The 18,646-nt window shown below is 53.9% G+C and carries 22 protein-coding genes, 2 pseudogenes and 1 riboswitch; of the genes and pseudogenes, 14 read left to right on the forward strand and 10 right to left on the reverse strand.

Annotated features, from left to right (window positions below):
- Positions 1-32: 32 nt before the first annotated feature.
- The gene (locus RHM56_RS24935; RefSeq protein WP_032894833.1) at positions 33-1,886 is read right to left on the reverse strand and encodes a copper resistance system multicopper oxidase; all 1,854 of its coding nucleotides are present in this window, start codon (positions 1,884-1,886) and stop codon (positions 33-35) included.
- A 148-nt stretch (positions 1,887-2,034) separates the two neighbouring features.
- Entirely contained in the window at positions 2,035-2,244 is a 210-nt protein-coding gene (locus tag RHM56_RS24940; RefSeq protein WP_032894835.1) for a co-regulatory protein PtrA N-terminal domain-containing protein, read from the reverse strand.
- A 285-nt stretch (positions 2,245-2,529) separates the two neighbouring features.
- Between RHM56_RS24940 and RHM56_RS24945 the strand changes: the two genes are divergently transcribed.
- The 6 genes and pseudogenes from RHM56_RS24945 to RHM56_RS24970 all read left to right on the forward strand — a co-directional run.
- Entirely contained in the window at positions 2,530-2,925 is a 396-nt protein-coding gene (locus RHM56_RS24945; protein ID WP_032894838.1) for a hypothetical protein, read from the forward strand.
- A 99-nt stretch (positions 2,926-3,024) separates the two neighbouring features.
- Positions 3,025-3,420, forward strand: a complete 396-nt coding sequence (locus RHM56_RS24950; protein ID WP_032894840.1) for a hypothetical protein — start codon at positions 3,025-3,027, stop codon at positions 3,418-3,420.
- A gap of 125 nt (positions 3,421-3,545) precedes the next feature.
- On the forward strand, positions 3,546-3,797 hold the full coding sequence (locus RHM56_RS24955) for a DUF2933 domain-containing protein (RefSeq protein ID WP_032894843.1): 252 nt from the start codon (positions 3,546-3,548) through the stop codon (positions 3,795-3,797).
- Positions 3,798-3,887: 90 nt separating this feature from the next.
- Positions 3,888-6,158, forward strand: coding sequence for a heavy metal translocating P-type ATPase (locus RHM56_RS24960; RefSeq protein ID WP_032897731.1), 2,271 nt, complete (start codon positions 3,888-3,890; stop codon positions 6,156-6,158).
- Positions 6,159-6,272: 114 nt separating this feature from the next.
- A complete protein-coding gene (locus RHM56_RS24965; RefSeq protein ID WP_032894845.1) occupies positions 6,273-6,545 on the forward strand; it encodes a heavy-metal-associated domain-containing protein in 273 nt (90 codons plus the stop codon).
- Between the two features lie 27 nt (positions 6,546-6,572).
- Positions 6,573-6,686 (forward strand): annotated as a pseudogene (locus RHM56_RS24970) (DUF411 domain-containing protein); the annotation flags it as partial.
- A 61-nt stretch (positions 6,687-6,747) separates the two neighbouring features.
- Here the strand turns inward: RHM56_RS24970 and RHM56_RS24975 are convergent.
- The 4 genes from RHM56_RS24975 to RHM56_RS24990 form a co-directional block, all read right to left on the reverse strand.
- Positions 6,748-7,026: a hypothetical protein gene (locus tag RHM56_RS24975; protein WP_095023249.1), complete on the reverse strand. Its 279-nt coding sequence runs from the start codon at positions 7,024-7,026 to the stop codon at positions 6,748-6,750.
- 55 nt (positions 7,027-7,081) lie between these two features.
- Positions 7,082-7,465, reverse strand: coding sequence for a hypothetical protein (locus RHM56_RS24980; protein WP_032894847.1), 384 nt, complete (start codon positions 7,463-7,465; stop codon positions 7,082-7,084).
- A 90-nt stretch (positions 7,466-7,555) separates the two neighbouring features.
- Entirely contained in the window at positions 7,556-8,002 is a 447-nt protein-coding gene (locus RHM56_RS24985) for a hypothetical protein (RefSeq protein WP_158879131.1), read from the reverse strand.
- Positions 8,003-8,044: 42 nt separating this feature from the next.
- A complete protein-coding gene (locus RHM56_RS24990) occupies positions 8,045-8,437 on the reverse strand; it encodes a DUF6957 family protein (RefSeq protein ID WP_051903165.1) in 393 nt (130 codons plus the stop codon).
- A 227-nt stretch (positions 8,438-8,664) separates the two neighbouring features.
- On the opposite strand from RHM56_RS24990, the gene RHM56_RS24995 reads away from it, so the two are divergent.
- On the forward strand, positions 8,665-9,144 hold the full coding sequence (locus RHM56_RS24995) for a helix-turn-helix domain-containing protein (RefSeq protein WP_050499464.1): 480 nt from the start codon (positions 8,665-8,667) through the stop codon (positions 9,142-9,144).
- A 90-nt stretch (positions 9,145-9,234) separates the two neighbouring features.
- On the opposite strand, the gene RHM56_RS25000 is transcribed toward RHM56_RS24995, so the two are convergent.
- Entirely contained in the window at positions 9,235-9,696 is a 462-nt protein-coding gene (locus tag RHM56_RS25000) for a 3'-5' exoribonuclease (RefSeq protein ID WP_032894853.1), read from the reverse strand.
- A 466-nt stretch (positions 9,697-10,162) separates the two neighbouring features.
- Between RHM56_RS25000 and RHM56_RS25005 the strand changes: the two genes are divergently transcribed.
- The 4 genes from RHM56_RS25005 (at position 10,163) to chrA (ending at position 14,020) form a co-directional block, all read left to right on the forward strand.
- A complete protein-coding gene (locus tag RHM56_RS25005; RefSeq protein ID WP_032894856.1) occupies positions 10,163-10,495 on the forward strand; it encodes a hypothetical protein in 333 nt (110 codons plus the stop codon).
- 135 nt (positions 10,496-10,630) lie between these two features.
- Positions 10,631-10,692, forward strand: a riboswitch (Fluoride riboswitch).
- Between the two features lie 138 nt (positions 10,693-10,830).
- The gene (gene crcB, locus RHM56_RS25010) at positions 10,831-11,214 is read left to right on the forward strand and encodes a fluoride efflux transporter CrcB (protein WP_032894857.1); all 384 of its coding nucleotides are present in this window, start codon (positions 10,831-10,833) and stop codon (positions 11,212-11,214) included.
- Between the two features lie 196 nt (positions 11,215-11,410).
- Positions 11,411-12,613: a Na+/H+ antiporter NhaA gene (gene nhaA / locus RHM56_RS25015; protein ID WP_032894858.1), complete on the forward strand. Its 1,203-nt coding sequence runs from the start codon at positions 11,411-11,413 to the stop codon at positions 12,611-12,613.
- Positions 12,614-12,853: 240 nt separating this feature from the next.
- A complete protein-coding gene (gene chrA / locus RHM56_RS25020) occupies positions 12,854-14,020 on the forward strand; it encodes a chromate efflux transporter (RefSeq protein ID WP_050499465.1) in 1,167 nt (388 codons plus the stop codon).
- Here chrA and RHM56_RS25025 read toward each other — a convergent pair.
- The 3 genes from RHM56_RS25025 to RHM56_RS25035 all read right to left on the reverse strand — a co-directional run bounded on the left by RHM56_RS25025 (position 13,991) and on the right by RHM56_RS25035 (position 15,528).
- Entirely contained in the window at positions 13,991-14,416 is a 426-nt protein-coding gene (locus RHM56_RS25025) for a DUF6691 family protein (RefSeq protein ID WP_032897737.1), read from the reverse strand. The genes chrA and RHM56_RS25025 overlap by 30 nt on opposite strands.
- A gap of 2 nt (positions 14,417-14,418) precedes the next feature.
- A complete protein-coding gene (locus RHM56_RS25030) occupies positions 14,419-14,853 on the reverse strand; it encodes a YeeE/YedE family protein (RefSeq protein ID WP_032894861.1) in 435 nt (144 codons plus the stop codon).
- A 75-nt stretch (positions 14,854-14,928) separates the two neighbouring features.
- Complete coding sequence (locus RHM56_RS25035; protein WP_032894862.1) at positions 14,929-15,528, reverse strand: TetR/AcrR family transcriptional regulator; 600 nt, start codon at positions 15,526-15,528, stop codon at positions 14,929-14,931.
- A 165-nt stretch (positions 15,529-15,693) separates the two neighbouring features.
- Between RHM56_RS25035 and RHM56_RS25040 the strand changes: the two genes are divergently transcribed.
- From RHM56_RS25040 to RHM56_RS25050, 3 genes and pseudogenes are all read left to right on the forward strand, one after another.
- Complete coding sequence (locus RHM56_RS25040) at positions 15,694-16,794, forward strand: alkene reductase (protein WP_032894863.1); 1,101 nt, start codon at positions 15,694-15,696, stop codon at positions 16,792-16,794.
- Between the two features lie 41 nt (positions 16,795-16,835).
- A pseudogene (locus RHM56_RS25045) lies at positions 16,836-17,625 on the forward strand (SDR family NAD(P)-dependent oxidoreductase).
- Positions 17,626-17,723: 98 nt separating this feature from the next.
- The gene (locus RHM56_RS25050; protein ID WP_047338273.1) at positions 17,724-18,593 is read left to right on the forward strand and encodes an alpha/beta fold hydrolase; all 870 of its coding nucleotides are present in this window, start codon (positions 17,724-17,726) and stop codon (positions 18,591-18,593) included.
- The last annotated feature ends 53 nt before the right edge of the window (positions 18,594-18,646 follow it).

The following is an 18,646-nucleotide window of genomic DNA, read 5'->3' on the forward strand; positions in this document are numbered from 1 at the left end:
TCCCGCTTAAGAAATTACTCATAGCCATCTCCTTATTCCTCCACGCGCACTTCACGGAACATGCCCATTTCCATGTGGTATAGGAGATGGCAGTGATAGGCCCAGCGTCCCAGCGCATCTGCAGTCACCCGGTAGCTGCGCTTTGATCCTGGCGGCATATCGATGGTGTGTTTGCGGACAAGGAATTGCCCGTTTTCATCTTCAAGGTCGCTCCACATCCCATGCAGGTGGATGGGGTGAGTCATCATGGTGTCGTTCACAAGAACGAACCGAACTCGCTCGCCATACTTCAGTTTTACCGGCTCGGCGTCTGAAAACTTCACGCCGTTGAAAGACCAGGAAAATTTCTCCATATGACCGGTCAAGTGCAGTTCAATAGTGCGACTTGGCTCACGGCCATCTGGATCCTCAAACGTGCTTTTTAGATCAGAGTACGTCAGCACCTTTCGTCCATTGTCGCGAAGGCCCATGCCAGGATCATCGAGCTTCGGAGAGGTCGACATTGCTTGCATGTCGACGAGGGGATTGTTGGACTCTGTGGCTGGGTGCGACTGCATTTCTCCCATACCATTCATGCCGCCCATGGACATATTGCTGTGATCCATTCCCTGCATGCTGGACATGCCTTGCATAGCACCAGAGCTATCTTTCATGGCTCCGCCGTCCATACCTGACATACCCTGCATCGAGTCGTCTCCCATACCGGCCATTTTGCTGTGATCCATTCCAGCCATATCGCCCATACCGGCCATCCCACCGTGATCCATACCGGCCATACCCATGTCGGCCATGGTGACTAGAGGACGAGGGTCTAGCGCAGGCACTGGAGCAGTCATGCCAGACCGGACAGCCAAGGTGCCTCTGGCGTAACCCGACCGATCCATCGACTGCGCAAACAGTGTGTAGGCCTCTTGCGTGGGTTCGACGATCACGTCGAAAGTCTCGGCAGTGGCGATCCTGAACTCATCCACGCTTACCGGTTTGACGTATTGGCCATCAGCGGCCACAACAGTCATCTTCAAACCTGGAATTCGTACATCAAAGTAGGACATGGCTGAACCATTGATGAACCTCAACCTGAGCTTTTCGCCAGGTTTGAAGGTGCCAGTCCAATTGGAGTCCGGAGCCTGTCCGTTCATCAAGTAGGTGTACGTCGCACCACTGACGTCCGCAATGTCCGTAGGATTCATCTTCATCTCGGCCCACATCTTGCGATCAGCGACGGTCGCTGACCAACCTTTGTCAGCCACGTCATTGATGAAGTCACCCACTGTTCGCTTATGGGTGTTGTAGTAGTCCGCCTGTTTCTTCAGTGTTTTCATCAGCGAAGCAGGATTTTCATCAGTCCAGTCACTAAGCATCACCACGAGGTCGCGGTCATACTCAAAAGGCTCAGGCTCTTTGGCATCGATGACCAGTGGGCCGTACACACCAACCTGTTCTTGGAAGCCGGAGTGACTGTGATACCAGTACGTTCCGTTCTGCTTGACCTTGAACTGATAGACGTACGTGCCATCAGGCTCAATTCCATGGAAGCTAAGGCCTGGAACACCGTCCATGTTTGCCGGAAGGATAATTCCGTGCCAGTGGATAGAAGTCATATCCTTGAGGCGGTTCTTGACCCGCAAGGTCACGGTATCGCCCTCACGCCAGCGCAGCTGGGGCCCAGGAATCCCGCCATTTATGGTCATGGCCGTCCGGGAGTTCCCAGTGATATTTACCGGTGTTTCTCCGATGAAGAGGTCAAACTCTGTACCTGACAAGACATTGGCATCGCCCACTCTAGGGGCGGCCCAGATAGGGGTATGCCAGAGGCCTAAACCACCGAGAATCCCGCCTGCGGTGAGTCCTTTCACAAAGGTGCGCCGAGAGGTTTTGGCTTGCATACCGATTCATGTCCCGTCAGTCGGATGTTAGATGTGCGCACTGGGCGTGCCCCTAAGGGCTAACGCTAGACGAGCTAGTGCGCTTGATGTATCGGAAGATGCCATAAGCCAGCAAACGGGGTGATTACATTTCAGTAAGCTGGTTGGCTCAGCAATGGTGAGGCTGCTTTTCAGCCTTGAGCTTCTCTTGTGCAATATTTTCTTGCGCCTCAGCTCCGGGGGCAGACTTTCCGGTGGCCATTGCCGTCTCGCGAGCTCGTTCCATGCGCTCAACCGCACGGTCGCCGCCACCTTCGGCAAAGGCCAGGGACGATATAGCCAAACTGAGTGTAAGAATCACAACGTTGGTTGCTTTCATAGTGCATCTCCTTCAAGGAATTGACTCTCGATGAAACCAGAGAGTTTGAGCGTCAGCTCGATGAGGATGATGAGGGAACGTACCTGTCAGCACGCTTAGCCGGTGATTACACTTTTGACAGCACCCGGAGAAACTCAACATCTGAAAGATCGATGGGCGTCATAAAATTTGACCGCACCACAGAACCGACAGCCGGCTGCATAAATTGATGTAGATCAACTGTGGCACTTCAATGTGGAGTATGTTGAAAAATCAAAATCCGCTAATCAGTACCGGAGATTCTCCATGTTCTGGTTTCGCCATCGTCAACCAACGTTCATACGCCTCGCCATCGTGCTGTGGGTGTTAGCGTTTGGTCTGGCAGCGACCCAGGGATGTCTGGCACAGCCCAGCCACAATCCGGCTACAACTCATGTCTCGCTGATCACCACGCAAGATCACGATAGCCACGACGCCCATGCCCTCGGTTGCCTTCAGCACTGCTCCGATGCGGCAATAGCTGTAAGTCCTTCGCTCCATCTTCAAATATTTGACCTGTTCAGTTGGACGTTTCTGCTCCTTATCCCAGCGTTGCTGATTTTGTATCCCGCCAATCCCTCCGCTTTTGCCTTTCTTGCATTACGGCGTCCTGTACCGGCCAGACCTCCTGCCCGCCTGATTTTCGTCCGTTTCAACGATTAATCCGACCTTCTGCGCGCCGATCTTCGGCGCACTGTCTGACTGCGCCAACCTGGCGCGGCTTGGTATTACCTGAATTGTCCTGACCCTTTGGAGATTGCCATGCATGCCACATTGAAATTTATCCTCGCCACCCTGCTCGTGAGCAGCCCACTTATCGCCTCGGCAGTCGATGAGCATCACCCGGAGGGGCAGACCGCGCCCGCCAAGACAAGCGAAGCAGCTACGCCGATGCAAAACAATGTCATGACCGAGCAAATGCAAAAAATGCAGGCTGCACACGACAAGGCAGCCGCCGCCAAGACCCCTGCCGAGCGACACGCCGCCATGCAGGAGAGCATGAAGACGATGAAGGAAAGCATGGACATGATGCATAAGAACTGTCATGGCAAGGGCATGGGCAGCAACAAAGACGGCATGGAGATGGGAATGATGAACATGATGATGAAAATGATGGATCAGCAAACGAGCATGATGAACATGCCGACGAGCAAGTGACGCGCACAAGCCTGTAGGCAATGCAGCGACGGTTTTACCTTAACCAATATGCCAAGGGTAAAACTGCCGCCCGTTGCACCTATACGACGTATCACTAAACCGCACTCCCTCAGGAGTACAGAACCATGGTGAATTCGCCACATTCCGCTAACACCTCTCCAACATTTTGGAGGAGCAAACCCGGCATAGCGCTGGGTATGCTGCTGGTGATCGTGCTGTTCTATCTGGCAAGAGAACACTACGGCCATATGCTGGGTTTACTGCCTTATATGATTTTGCTGTTGTGCCCGCTGATGCATTTTTTCGGGCACCACCACGGTGGTCACAATCATCACGGCGAAACCTCAGTCTCAACCAAGGATGCGAACAGGAGTTAGCTCATGCACACCCCTGAGGTTCGTCAAGAGCACGGCCCAATACAGAACTCTGAACCCCAAGCCACTGGCTCCCATGACCCGGTATGTGGCATGACCGTCAGTAACGACAGCCAGTTCAGCACGGAATATGAGGGGCAACACTACCGGTTCTGCAGTCTGAAATGCCAAACGGCCTTCAGGACAGCGCCCGAGCGTTATCGAATATCTCAACCGAAAATCGAACCAGTCCCTCAGACAACAGCAGAACCGTTAACGGGTGCCGCTGAATACACATGTCCCATGCATCCGGAAATTCGCCAGATCGGCCCCGGCGTCTGCCCTAAGTGCGGCATGACCTTAGAGCCGGTGATTCCCGAATTGGAGGAAGAAGAGAACTTAGAACTCAAGGACTTCACCCGGCGCTTCTGGTGGACATTGCCGCTGACAGTGATCGTCACCGTGCTGGCTATGGGTGGCCATGCCCTGGAGTTGTTCCATGGCACCACGCAAAATTGGGTCGAGCTGGGATTGGCTACACCCGTCGTGCTGTGGGCTGGCTGGCCGTTTTATGTGCGTGGTGTGCGTTCGGTGATTCAGCGAAGTCCGAACATGTGGACGCTAATCGGCCTCGGCACGGCGGCGGCCTTCCTTTACAGCGTCGTGGCAACCCTGACCCCCGATGTATTCCCCAGCAACTTCATGATGGAGGGCCGCATCGGTGTGTACTTCGAAGCAGCGGCTGTGATCATCTCACTGACCCTTCTCGGCCAGATGCTTGAACTCAAGGCTCGCTCGCAAACCTCGGCTGCCATCAAGTCGCTGCTTGGACTGGCCCCAAAAACTGCCCGACGGATCAATGCCGATGGCACGGAAGAAGACATCCCTCTGACACACGTACACAGCGGCGACACATTACGTGTGCGTCCGGGAGAAAAAGTACCTGTAGACGGCCAGGTATTGCAAGGCGAAAGCGCTGTAGATGAGTCGATGCTCACCGGCGAACCGATACCGATCATGAAGAGGGCCGGCGACGCGCTGATCGGCGCCACTCTCAACATCCACGGTAGTCTGGTGATGCAGGCGCAGAAGATAGGATCAGCGACCCTCCTCGCACAGATTGTGCAGATGGTTGTGCAGGCACAACGCTCAAAAGCGCCGATGCAACGGCTGGCAGATGTGATTGCTAGTTACTTCGTGATTGTGGTGATTGCTATCGCCGCGCTGACTCTACTCGGCTGGGGGCTTTGGGGGCCCGAGCCAAGTTGGGTGTTCGGACTGATCAACGCTGTCGCGGTCATGATCATCGCCTGTCCCTGTGCCCTTGGCCTAGCGACACCGATGTCAGTCATGGTTGCCACCGGCAAGGCTGCTGGCAGCGGCGTATTGTTTCGCGATGCCGCCGCTATCGAAAACCTGCGCAAGATAGACATCTTGATAGTCGACAAAACTGGCACCCTCACGGAAGGTCGACCAGCGTTCCATAGCGTCGAGGCCGTACCCGGATTTACTCAGGATGAAGTGTTGCGCCTGGCCGCAAGTCTCGATCAGGGCAGTGAGCATCCATTGGCCCACGCCATCGTCGAGCAGGCTCGTGCCGCAGGGCTAAAACTGGTGACACCTGAAACCTTCGAGTCAGCCTCAGGTATTGGTGTAAGCGGTCAGGTCGAGGGTCGCCGACTGATGATAGGCAATACCGCGTTGATGCAGGAAGCCGGCGTTTCCACAGACAGCTTGCAAGAACATGCCGAGAAGCTACGCGGCGACGGTACGAGCATCATGTACCTGGCAGTGGACGGCGCCCTGGCGGGTTTACTGGCTGTTGCCGACCCCATCAAACCCACCACGAAGCTGGCCGTCGAGCGTCTGCAGGCGGATGGCGTCAAGGTCATCATGGCCACTGGCGACGGCCTTACAACTGCTCGCTCGGTAGCCCGCCAGTTGGGCATCGAGGAGGTTCACGGCGAGGTCAAGCCGCAAGATAAAGAACGTCTGGTGGCATCTTTGCAACTAGCCGGACACCGGGTGGCGATGGCCGGCGACGGCATTAATGATGCCCCCGCACTGGCTCGCGCTGATGTAGGAATCGCCATGGGCACTGGCACTGACGTGGCGATGAACAGCGCTCAGGTCACTCTGGTGAAGGGGGATCTGCTCGGTATCCTACGGGCGCGCAGCCTGTCAGTCGCGACGGTGAGAAATATGCACCAGAACCTGGCCTTCGCCTTCCTTTATAACGCCATGGGCATCCCACTGGCTGCCGGCTTGTTCTATCCACTTACCGGTCACCTTCTGTCACCGCTCATTGCCGCACTGGCCATGAGCGTGAGCTCGGCGTCGGTAGTATTCAACGCCTTACGTCTGCGCCAGGCTTCCATTGATTGAGTGACAACGACCGCTTGACCTTGCCATGGCGGCAAGGTTGAGGATAAGCCAACGCCGCAAAAAAGCCTCATGCGTTAGTCTTTCCATGATCAACTTTGTTGTGAGGAGTCACCAATGAAAATTGTTGAACTGCAAGTCCAAGGCATGAGCTGTGGTTCATGTGTCAAACATGTCACCGAAGCGCTGCGCCCAGTTGAAGGCGTGAGTTACGTATCGGTGGATTTAAAAGCCGGACGGGTGAAGGTCAGCGGCGATTCGCACAGCCATGCGCTGCTTACAGCCCTGGAGAACGCGGGCTATCCAGCACAGCTGGCGACAGTGGAAAGCGTAGCGAGTAAGAAAAACTCGGGCTGTGGCGGGAACGGCGGCGGTTGCTGCTGCCGGTAAGAATTAGTAATAAACTGGAGAACTCGCATGAATGCCAGTCTGCGAATTGCCGCGTTCACGACACTACCCATGACCGGAGCGGCACAAGCCGCTGAAGTCATCGACGTTTACCGCGATCCTAACTGCGGCTACTGCAAGGCAAACCATCTCAGCTCTATCGCTACCATCATGACGCTTTAGTAAAATGCTTGAAGCGTCGTCATCAAAGGTCATCCTGCTCTTCCCGAATGTCGACTTCGCCCATCGCTCCTAGGTAAATTTTGCGACAAGGAAGCTTGGTGATAAGCCCGTTTTCGAAAAGCACCCTGGGTATATCGCCAAACAAACTCGACACTTCCCATTTCTCTGTGAGCGGCTTCACTGCCTCTGCTATTAATGAATCGAGGTCGAAGTCCTGCGTTGCAACAAAGGGCCCAGCGCGGTCGTAATTCTCAAAAATGCCCGAGGCAATGCAGATGACTTCGCCTGCCTTGACGATCATGACACCACCTCGAAGCCATTCAGGAGGGTTCGCCAGTGGAAGAAGACCACGACCATTACTGTAACCCTCGCGGGGTGAAGTGGTGCATCCCCCGTGAAAGCCGCAGAAACTCACGCAGGCTTGCACGTCCATTACCCCTCTGGAACGTCGCCAAGACGTAACGACTATTCTCCGTCGTCATCACCCAAAACCTGCCTTCACGCTCGACTTTGATCACATCAGAAGTGCGGATCAAATGGCCGTCGCCGAACCGCCCATACTGGTCTTTACGGTTGTGACCAAACACTACGCCTATGCCCGTTCGGGCTTTGATGGAGGCGCTGCAAAGATACGCTGTGATCGGTCTATCGAAGCCTTGCGCCTGAGCTTTTTTGATTCGTATTAGGTCGAATTCTGTGTGGCGCTTCCCATAAAAATCCAAGCCAATCATGTTCAGCATTGTTGCACTCCGTTGGCGGTATATACGGCGTAACCAGGAATTCCACACGCAACCATCTGTGCTGGTATCGTGCAGAAATCTTGGTAAATCTCAGGCTGTACGAATCATGTTTGCGTGATAGATCGGACGAAGGTTGCTCAGCACATCAGTGTTGAAGCTAGGTTGGTGAGAGCTGTGGTATTTGGAGCCGGTCTCCACCTCTAGCAGGCACACAACACACTCGTTTTGGTCTTCACCAAGCGTCACTTTGGTCAGCTTCTCCATGCGCCAAACTCCCGTGCCATTCATGTGGGCAGGTGTGACAACTTGCACCTCTGTGATGATCGTCTCCGAGTCCTGGGCAATCAGCAGTTGCTGAAGCCGTGGTTCGCTGTCGATCATCAGAACCGCCTCTGAAATTCGGCCCTTGGTCTTGGCCTGGACGGTTACGTGATACCAGTGATTACGAAGCACTTTGGATACCTGATGCCATTGGTACTGACCCTCACCGAACATGCCTGGTAGGCCCAGCATGTCGGCGTCGTGTGTTCTAAACATCGTATGTCCTTGGCCTGAAGGGGCTCCGATATAGAGCGCAGGTTAGAAGAGGGAGAAAACGTCTTTCAGGCTTGCGAGCTGTTCATGACCAGGGCCAATCAATACGTAAACAGAGTTTCTGGTCTCGAACGCAATACCGTCGTGGAGACCGGTGCACATGCTTGAACGAACCCAATCGCCGCGTTCGAAACGGCCTTGGCTGTCCTCGGCCACGTTGTGAGCAAACAGGATCATCGGGAGCTGGCCCGCTGCATGACATTTGAAGAGTTCGTCGCGGGTGACTTCAATGCGAAATATTGTCCAGTCGCGGACTAGGCAGTAAGGCTTTTTAGGAAAGCGTTCGACTGCTAAAGCTCGAGCTGCAGAGGTGCTCGACAGGCCCTCAAGTGGTGTCCGTGGCGCATTCATGAAGTCGGGTTCTTCGACGCTAGCCATAGGGCTTCCTTTCATTAATAACCGGGAAATTGACAATTCAATCCCGCTTGTTGTCGCTCGCACTCGAGCAGATGGCTGCCGCAAGCAAGGTGCTTAGCTCCGCTTACGGATGTATATGCATCGAAAAGCAGGCCTCAAAAACGCTGATAGCGCCGTAATACGGATCATAGCCCGTGTTATGGTGCGTCGCAATATGGCCTTATCCTCGATTTGCGTGGGGAAATGTCATGGAGGCCGCAGAAGCCCTAGCTGTAGTGGTGCGAGCACTGCGTAGAAAAAAAGGTCTTACGCAAGAAAACCTGATCACTATTGACCGTTCCTATTGGGGCCGGATTGAGCGTGGGGAGGTGAACATCACGATTGATGTGCTCATTCGTCTCGCAGCGCTGCTTGAGGTTGAGCCGGCCTCATTGATTCTCATGGCGACGTGTCTACAGTCCAACGAGCCGCTTAGGGAGGGGCTGAAGCGTCTGAATAAGCAACTAAATAGGATAAAAAAGGACAGCGTAGATATTGAGATGGAGTCGTTGGTAAGTGCAGGGAAGCTTCCTCCTGGTCGACCGGCGCGATCCGGAGCAGCGCAGAAAGCCGCAGAGGCAAATCGCCTGAACAGTGAGGGAGTGTCAGTGACTGAGATATCGGAAGCGTTGGGTCTGTCTAAAACTACTATTCGTAGGTATTTGACCAGCAAGTCCGAACAGGCCTGATTTTTGAATGACCAGCACCAGGTTGAAAATGCCTCAGGAAGGTTTGCTGTGAAAGACAGCTTTAGCTCACCTTGGCCTCTTAGGACTTCATTACCCTTTCTTCAGATCGCTTTCGGTGAACATGCTAGCGATGATACGGGCGTCAAGAAGAGCGTGATGCGGAAGCGGAGCCCCGTCACTTGAGGCATCTAGAGTGGTTGCATCGGTGGGGTAATTCCGAACGTTCCTTGGCCATGTACCATTGTCATATGCGAGTTCGCAGAAAAGCTCCCAGTCGTACTGTGGAGCGTCTGTGACAATCTCCAGGACTTCGTCGAACGAGGCTAGGTAATCGAGCAGTGCAGTTCTTGCCCTGATAATGGGTTGTGCATTGCCACCGCCCCAGAGCTGCGGAAGAACGATCTCTATGACGAAGTCGCTGCAATCTTCCTCTCGCCATGTGTCGAGCAATTCCACGTAGAATTCGCGTCCATTTTCAGCTACCAGTGCGAGTGATATCAGCTTCGCTGTGGCTGAGAGCTTGGTGAACTCGCAATCAAGAAAGAGCCTCATTTTGCTGGAACTCCGTTATGACTAGGGCTCGCCTGGATATGGCGCAGGAAGGCCAGCTGTGGGAGATAGCTCTTGAACATCTTGGCTCAGACGGACTGCTTCAGGTGGTTGTAAATTTGTGGAGCCGCGCCGCCCCTCCACCCAGACCATTGGTTGAACACCTGTCCACCAATGAGGTGAGTCAGGACGTCTTGAGCATACTGAAAATTGCCCAGCAGCGGGTAGGGGCCATCGTGCCAGGTCGAACGCCTGATGCAGGCACAGTCACGCTGTACGCTCGTCACGCTAGCAACTTAGTTGATGGGCTCATTACACTGCTGCCAAAGGTGAAGCTTTCGCAAGCCTTACGAGGCTCTTGTCTTGAAATCGAACTGGGGATTTGACGTCCGCACAGGCTCCACGAATACCAGTCAGCAACAATCTTATTAACACTTGCCCAGCGAAATGCGTCCCGTTGAGATGTTCTATGAGCTCTGAATTAACTGAAGAAGAAATGCGTCGTGCCCTATTCGGTACGCCTCAGCCCGAAGAGCAGGTGCCCGCACCTCTAGTAAAAGAGCCTGTGGAAGAAGTTGTGCCCGCGAAACCGGTGGTTGCTCCAGCAGCCAAGAAGAAAGCGAAAGCTTTTACGCCCAGGCTGAGGGTTACGTTACGGGTTGGAAACGAGTTTGAAGGGAAAATGGTCGAGCTGATTCACGAGGCTGATACGTTGAGCTCGTTGCTTGCTGAGCAGGAGGCTGTGAAGGCTGCTAGGAAAAAGTACAAGTATGTGGAAGTGGTATCGGTTAAATCGATGTAGACGCGCCAACTAATCTGGTTGGGCGAAGGGGCGACCCCTGCCTGGATCATTGATCAACCATCTTGCCTGGCCGAAGGGGCCTCCAGATCGCTCGCGTGTAGCTGCTCTTGATGCCATTGGCGCTGATGCTATAGGATCAGAACAGGAGATGGCATTCCTCCTTTAACCGCCTTCGTGCTGATGATGCCTACGTGAACCCTGGACAGGGTGCGTAGGTGTGTCTCCCTGTCCTCCAATTTAGGACAGGCTATGATCTTACCCTTCGAGTTTCCCTTTTCCTTCAGCGCGAGCCGCTTGCCAGTTAGTCCACTCAGATCTGATGAGGAGGACTCTCCGTGCTGAAGTCATTAATCGTCATTGCCGTTGGCGCTTCACTTGGAGCCTGGTTGCGCTGGCTGTTGGGCATGAAGCTGAATGCTCTTTTTCCTACGATTCCTCCAGGTACTGTGGTCGCGAACATGGTTGGGGGCTACATCATCGGCCTGGCCATCGCCTTCTTGGCTGCTTCTCCTACCCTCAGTCCAGAGTGGCGTCTCCTGATCATCACGGGTTTCTGTGGTGGGCTTACCACCTTCTCTACATTTTCAGCCGAAACAGTTGCCTTGATTCAGGAGGGCAGACTGGTCTGGGCGCTTGGCTCAATTTCGTTGCACGTTGCAGGCTCGTTAGCGATGACCGCTGCCGGGCTTCTGTCCTACCAAATGATTGGTACTCGCTGAGGAGATATAAAAGTGAGGCTTTATCCGCTTGGGCGTGCTCCTAAATCTCGTGAAAAAGTCCGCGCCATGGGCTTAGTGAACAGGCTGTAGGCTGATTTTCGCCTGTGACAATAATCGTTACAGGCTATTTGGACACCCGCAGTGGTATACCTCGGATGTTAAAATATTCTCTTTAGATCGAAGCGCTAGGACACTGATGACCGACAATAGAACTCCTGCAGAAACCCCAAGAGCAGCTGCAATTTTAGCTCGCTTCCTGTCTTCGGAATCCGCTGGCGGTCTTGTACTGATGGGCGCAGCACTCGCGGCTCTGATTGTGGCCAATTCGCCTCTCTCTCAAGGTTATTTTGCAGCCTTGCATAGCGTTTGGTTGGGCATGTCTGTCGAGCATTGGGTCAATGATGGCCTGATGGCGATCTTCTTCTTGATGGTCGGACTCGAGATCAAAAGAGAGGTTCTGGCCGGGGGGCTCTCCACTTGGGGCCAGCGTGCTTTGCCTGGATTTGGTGCTTTAGGCGGCATGGTTGTGCCTGCGTTGATCTACATCGCAATCAATTGGGGTAATTCTGAGACCTTGAAGGGGTGGGCTATCCCAGCCGCTACCGACATCGCGTTCGCCCTGGGCGTCTTGTCGCTCCTAGGTAAGCGAGTCCCTAAGTCGCTTAAGGTCTTCCTCGCCGCCTTGGCGATCATTGACGACCTAGGTGCTGTAGTCATCATTGCCTTTTTCTACACCACTGGTCTTTCCATGCCCATGTTGCTGGCATCGCTCGCAACGCTGGCCATTCTGATCGCAATGAATCGATTGGGTGTCAGACGATTGTTCCCGTATCTGCTGGTAGGTGGTGTGCTGTGGTTCTTCGTACTGCAATCGGGAGTGCACGCCACCCTTGCGGGTGTCGCTGTAGCGCTGTGCGTTCCAATGGGTAAGCCTGAAGAGGAAGCCCGGTCTCCACTGCTGTTCCTAGAAGAAAAGCTGCATATGTGGGTAGCGTTCGCTGTGGTGCCGATTTTTGGCTTCGCCAATGCGGGTGTTTCATTGGCCGGTATTTCGATGGAAAACCTAGTCGATCCGGTTCCGCTGGGTGTTGCGCTCGGCTTGTTGGTGGGCAAGCAGATTGGCATCTTCCTATTGGCTGCTCTGGCCATTCGTATGGGCTTGGCCAAACTGCCGGAAGGCAGCAATTGGGCACAGCTTTACGGCGTTGCGCTCTTGTGTGGCATCGGCTTCACCATGAGCCTGTTCATCGGAAACCTGGCGTTTGCTGGATCAGCTCACCTGATTGACGAGGTAAAAGTCGGCGTGTTGATCGGTTCGACCTTGGCTGCAATCGGTGGAGTCCTGATTTTGCGTCGCAGCGCTGCGCCTGCCGTTGCCACAGCCACTCTATCGAGGTGATCAGAAATGAGCTGACAGCAGAATTTCTCTCCATCAGAATTTCTGCTGTAGGAGCACCGTCTAACGAAGTGCCATCATTTTGTCGTTAAGATCAAGATACAGTGTGCGACGGCATATCGAAGCCGAGATATGCCGGTGAGGGAGGCTGTCGTATTTGGTTTTCTATAGCAGTCATGTGGGGAGTAACGAATCTTGTCAGCCGAGGGACGTTCAAAGGGTGTTACGACTGAGTCCCCATGGATGGTATTTCTGGTATTCCTGCGCCTAGGTCTCACTTCTTTCGGAGGCCCGATTGCACATCTAGCTTACTTTCGCGAAGAGTTCGTTGCTCGACGGCAATGGCTGAGCGAGCGCAGTTATGGGGATTTGATTGCCCTGTGCCAGTTCTTGCCGGGCCCCGCAAGTAGCCAGGTTGGCATAGGTTTAGGGCTATCCCGTGCCGGGTTTCCAGGAGCAGTCGCTGCGTGGGCAGGTTTCACATTACCTTCAGCAATAATCCTGGTTTTATTAGCACAAGGTATGTCCGCCTGGGGAGGCGCGCTTCCCAGCGGTCTTTTACACGGTCTTAAAATTGTCGCGGTGGCTGTCGTTGCTCAAGCCGTCTGGGGAATGGGCCGTAGTCTTTGCAATGATGCCCCTCGAATAACCATCGCTGTGTTTGCGGCTTATGCTGCACTGCTTTGGCCGCATGCCTGGGGGCAGATCGGCGTGATTTTCTTCGGTGCCGTCATAGGACTAATGCTCTTCAAAACCGATCAAAGCCAGACTACTGAGTCTTTGCCGATACCGGTGAGCAGGAAAGTCGGTGTGGTGTCGTTGCTGCTGTTCTTCGGCCTGTTAGCTGGCCTGCCATTGCTGGTTCAGTTGTGGCCCTCACAAGCGTTAGCTGTGGTAAATGCCTTTTTCCGCGCCGGGTCATTAGTTTTCGGAGGTGGGCATGTTGTGCTGCCGTTGCTTCAGTCGGCGACCGTGCCGAACGGATGGGTAGCCAATGACACGTTTCTTGCCGGATATGGCTTAGCACAGGCCGTACCAGGCCCACTTTTTACCTTCGCAGCATTTCTTGGCGCGTCCATGAATGCCCAACCTTCTGGTTGGCTCGGGGCTACCGCGTGCGTCGTTGCAATTTTTGCTCCTTCGTTCTTGCTCGTAATCGGCGTGTTGCCATTTTGGGAGCAACTGCGGAAGAGCTTACGCACCCAAGCTGCACTTTCAGGCGTAAACGCAGCAGTTGTTGGCCTTCTTCTGGCGGCCTTGTATAACCCAGTCTGGACGAGCGCGATATTGATTCCTGCAGACTTTGGCTTGGCGCTGATAGCGCTTGTGGCTTTGATGTTCTGGAAGGCTCCTCCATGGTTGGTTGTTTTGGTGGGAGGATTACTTGGATGGTTTGCGCCGATGCTCTAATAGAGAGAACAAGTACATACCGGCCAACATGGCCAATGCGAATATGATGATCTTTCCGTGCCCCGTAAGCAGAATAGCGACGGCAGGCCCAGGGCAGATCCCCGCAATTCCCCAACCTATACCGAACACCAGGCTGCCGCCAATCAAGCGGGCATCCAACTCCCTCTTCATCGGTAACTGGATGGGGGCACCTAGCAAGGACTGCTTGTTATTACGCGCCCAATTCAGTGGGATAACCGCCACTGCGATAGCCCCTCCCATCACCAGTGCGAGTGACGGATCCCAAGCCCCGGCCACATCAAGAAAAGCCAATACTTTTTCGGGGTTCGCCATGCCTGCCAAGAGAAGGCCAAGGCCGAAGATCAAGCCAGATAAAAATGCGGCCAACTTGATCAAGTTCATGCTCCCACCACGTGACGAATGACGTACACCGTTGCAAAGCCGGCGAACATAAAGCACATCGTTGCCGTGATGGATCGGGCTGACAGTCGAGAGATCCCACAAACTCCATGACCGCTAGTACAGCCAGAGCCGTAACGAGTTCCAACGCCTACGAGCAGCCCCGCAATAATCAGAGTGGGCCACTCAGCCCTAATCTCGATTTGCGGCAAAACGTTAAATGCTCCCCATAACAATGGCGCAAGCAACAGACCAAGAAGAAATAGCGCCTTTTCGCTCCAACCCTCACTGCCAAATTGCATCACGCTTCCAATCAAACCACTGATGCCTGCGATGCGACCATTTGCGAGAACGAACAAGCTCGCAGCCAACCCAATCAGGACGCCTCCGCCTAATGAAGCCCAAGGTGTGAAGTTGATCCAATCAATGCTCATCTTGCATCTCCTCCACGAGAGTGCTTGTAAATCGCTACGAGGCAGCAGGCAACATTCGTATCCGTAGGCTTAGGTCTAACCGCTCAGCTGCTTATTTTTCGCCGCAGATGAAGGCAGCGAAGTAACTATTTCGGTGCGACAAGTATCGAGTATTTCATCAGCGAGAGGAGAGTCATCCGGGCAAGCCCGCGACAACATGACCGCACCGATTGCATGCGCTAGCAGGTCGATCATCTTCGCTCGGGCTTCTTGCTTCGTCACACCCAGGCACGTTTGGTACTTTTCCTCGAGGGCTGAAAGCGTGTTTTCAACACCATTGGCGAAAGTAGCCTTCAGATCATCTGACTGACGGGCCGCGTCACCACAAAGCGCTGCCATGGTACAGCCCATTCCTCTCCCATCTCTGTGATCCCTCGACACGTAAAGATTCACAAAATCCGCAACGTCGAGATCGCAGGTACTAGATAAGGATTTTGCCAAGCTATTTTGAGCTGCTTCGGCCATCAAATCAGACTTGGAAGCAAAGTGTTTGTAAAACCCTCCATGAGTAAAACCGGCAGTGGCCATCAGTTCCGCAACACCCACGCCATCGTAGCCACGCTCACGAAATAGCTCTGAAGCTGTCTCCACGATATGAGCTCGATTGGCGATTGATTGCGCCTTGGTGACCTTCATTCCTTACTCCTAGGCATGGTAGACAATGCCCGGACTATACTCTGATGTCGATCACAATCAAAACAGTTGACACCTTTGATTATGATCGACATCATTAATTCCATGCAGGCGTCATTGCTGCGAATTCGCAGATGGCAGTCATTGATAAACGACTATGGAATCGATATGCCCGAAAAGACCTTGTTTGAGCCCTGCACGCTCGGCTCGCTGACACTTTCTAACAAAATCGTAATGGCACCGCTGACACGAAACCGTGCTGGGTTGGGTTTTGTGCCGAGCGAATTGGCCGCAACTTATTACAGTCAGAGAGCATCCGCAGGCTTGTTGATTTCCGAGGCGACCCAGATCTCGCAGCAAGGTCAGGGATATCAAGACACGCCAGGGATTTACACCCAGGCGCAGGTAGAGGGATGGCGTGCAGTAACTGAAGCCGTTCATGCGAAAGGCGGACACATCTTCCTGCAGCTATGGCATGTCGGACGTGTTTCCCACGTCGACCTTCAGCAAAACGGTGCTGCTCCGGTAGCACCTTCTGCCTTACGCCCTGCGACAAAGGTATTCGTTAACAATAGCTTCGAGGATGTATCAGAACCGCGAGCCCTCGATATCAGCGAGCTGCCAGGAATTGTTAACGACTTCCGTCTGGCTGCGGCGAACGCAATTGCAGCTGGTTTCGACGGTGTAGAGATCCACGGCGCAAACGGCTATTTACTTGATCAGTTCCTCAAGGACGGCTCCAACATTCGCACGGATGCATACGGTGGCTCGATTGAAAACCGTGCTCGATTACTGCTTGAGGTCAGTGCTGCTGTCGTGGACGAGATCGGTGCTGATCGAACGGGAGTTCGTATTTCCCCAGTCTCTCCTGCCAACGGCGTTTCCAGCAGCGATCCGCAGCAACAGTTTGAGTACGTCGTCGACCAGCTCAATGCTCTGAACCTGGTTTATCTGCATGTGGTTGAAGGTGCGACTGGCGGGCCACGCGACGTCGTCCCTTTCGATTTTGGTTCCCTACGCCAGCGCTTCAAACATACCTACATTGCCAACAACGGCTACGACCTGAATCTAGCCACCTCCCAACTCAACGAAGACAAAGCTGACTTGATCGCTTTCGGACGTCCGTTTATTGGCAACCCTGATTTGGTAGAGCGCCTCAAGAGCAACTCCACCTTGTCTGCATTCGACCCTACTACTCTGTATGGCGGCGGTGCAGCGGGCTATACCGACTATCCAACGCTCGCCGACTCCAGCTCTGTACATGGCTGAGACTGAATCGTCTATCGACATCCATTGAAGAGCATCATTTTATGAGCCTCCCTGAAACCGTACTGATTACTGGCGCATCTACTGGCATTGGTGCGACTTACGCCGAGCGTTTTGCCCGGCGCGGGCACAACCTTGTTTTGGTCGCCCGTGACAAAAGCCGTCTAGAAGCTTTGTCCTCAAGCCTGCGCGAGCAACACGGTGTTGCCATTGACGTGATCCAGGCTGACCTGACTCAAGCCAACGATTTAACGACGGTCGAAGCTCGCCTTCGCGATGACGCCAGTATCGGCATCCTTGTGAACAATGCCGGAGCCGCTCAATCAGGCACCTTTATTGAGCAATCCACGGACAGCGTTGCAAACCTGGTCGCACTTAACACGACTGCGTTGGTGCGACTCGCCAGCGCCATCGCGCCGCGCTTGGCGCTGGCGGGTAATGGCTCAATTATCAATATTGGCTCGGTCGTAGGCCTGGCACCGGAATTCGGGATGAGCGTCTACGGCGCGACAAAGGCTTTTGTCCTGTTTCTTTCGCAAGGACTAAGCCTAGAACTCTCACCTAAAGGTGTCTACGTGCAAGCTGTGCTCCCTGCGGCCACCCGCACTGAAATCTGGGAACGTGCAGGCATCGACATCAACACCTTGAGCGAAATTATGGACGTGGGCGATCTGGTCGATGCCGCACTGGTCGGTTTTGATCGTAGCGAGCCGGTGACTATTCCGCCCCTACAAGAAGCCGCTCACTGGGATGCTTTGCAGACTGCTCGCCAAGCGTTGCTGTCAGAGATCCGCCAATCCGCCAGTAGCCGAACGCTATAAAGCAGAGGTGTGATTTGTCATGCAACAGACGCTCATCTGCTGTTCTGAAACCAAGAGTGTTTGTTGCGCACTTTCTTTACTCACCTATCTGCCCCCGGGCACGGTGTGCACATGATCACTGAAGCCAAAACTCGTCCCACTGAATCGCAAACGCTGTACACCCGTACCGCGAATCTGTGGGTCAATGTCGAAGGAACAACATTTGCCTACCGGGACGTGGGGCCTAGAGAAGGTGCGCCACTTGTTCTGTTGAATCACTGGGGCGCAGTCTTGGATAACTTCGACCCTCGCATCGTTGATGGTTTGGCTCATAACCGACGCATCATTGCCATCGACTATCGAGGAATCGGCGCTTCTGGTGGCACTGCCCCTTTGACCATCAGTGAAATGGCAAGCGACGCAATCGCCTTAATACGCACGCTAGGATTTCAGAAAGTCGACCTTCTGGGCTTTTCACTGGGCGGGTTCGTGGCACAGGAAATTGCATTGAAAGCCCCCGAGCTAGTGCGAAAGCTCATTCTGACCGGAACAGGGCCAGCGGGCGGCCAAGGCATCGACAAAGTGTGGTCTGTCTCGTGGCTTTTGATGCTGAAGGGGCTTATTACATTTCGCGATCCTAAGTTTTATCTTTTCTTCACTCAGTCGGCTAATGGTCAGAAAGCCGCGCACGCGTTTTTGAAGCGGCTGAAAGAGCGAAAAAAAGAGCGTGATAAAGGCCCAACCCCATCAGCTTTCTTGCGACAACTCAAGGCAATCACCGCATGGGGTCGCCAGATGCCCCAAGATCTCAGTCTCATAAAGACTCCAACACTGATTGCCAACGGTGACAGCGACATCATGGTGCCCACTGTGAACTCGACTGAGTTGGCGCGACGCATCCCAAACTCGAAGCTGATTATCTACGAGGACGCTGGGCATGGCGGAATTTTTCAGTACCACGCTGACTTCGTCACCAAAGCCTTGGCATTCCTAGACTCCTGAATAAGAACCTCAAGGCAGTTAGGTATCGCCAGCTTCCACGCCCACGCTCATCT

This window comes from Pseudomonas sp. CCC3.1 (assembly GCF_034347405.1).
Lineage (GTDB): Bacteria > Pseudomonadota > Gammaproteobacteria > Pseudomonadales > Pseudomonadaceae > Aquipseudomonas.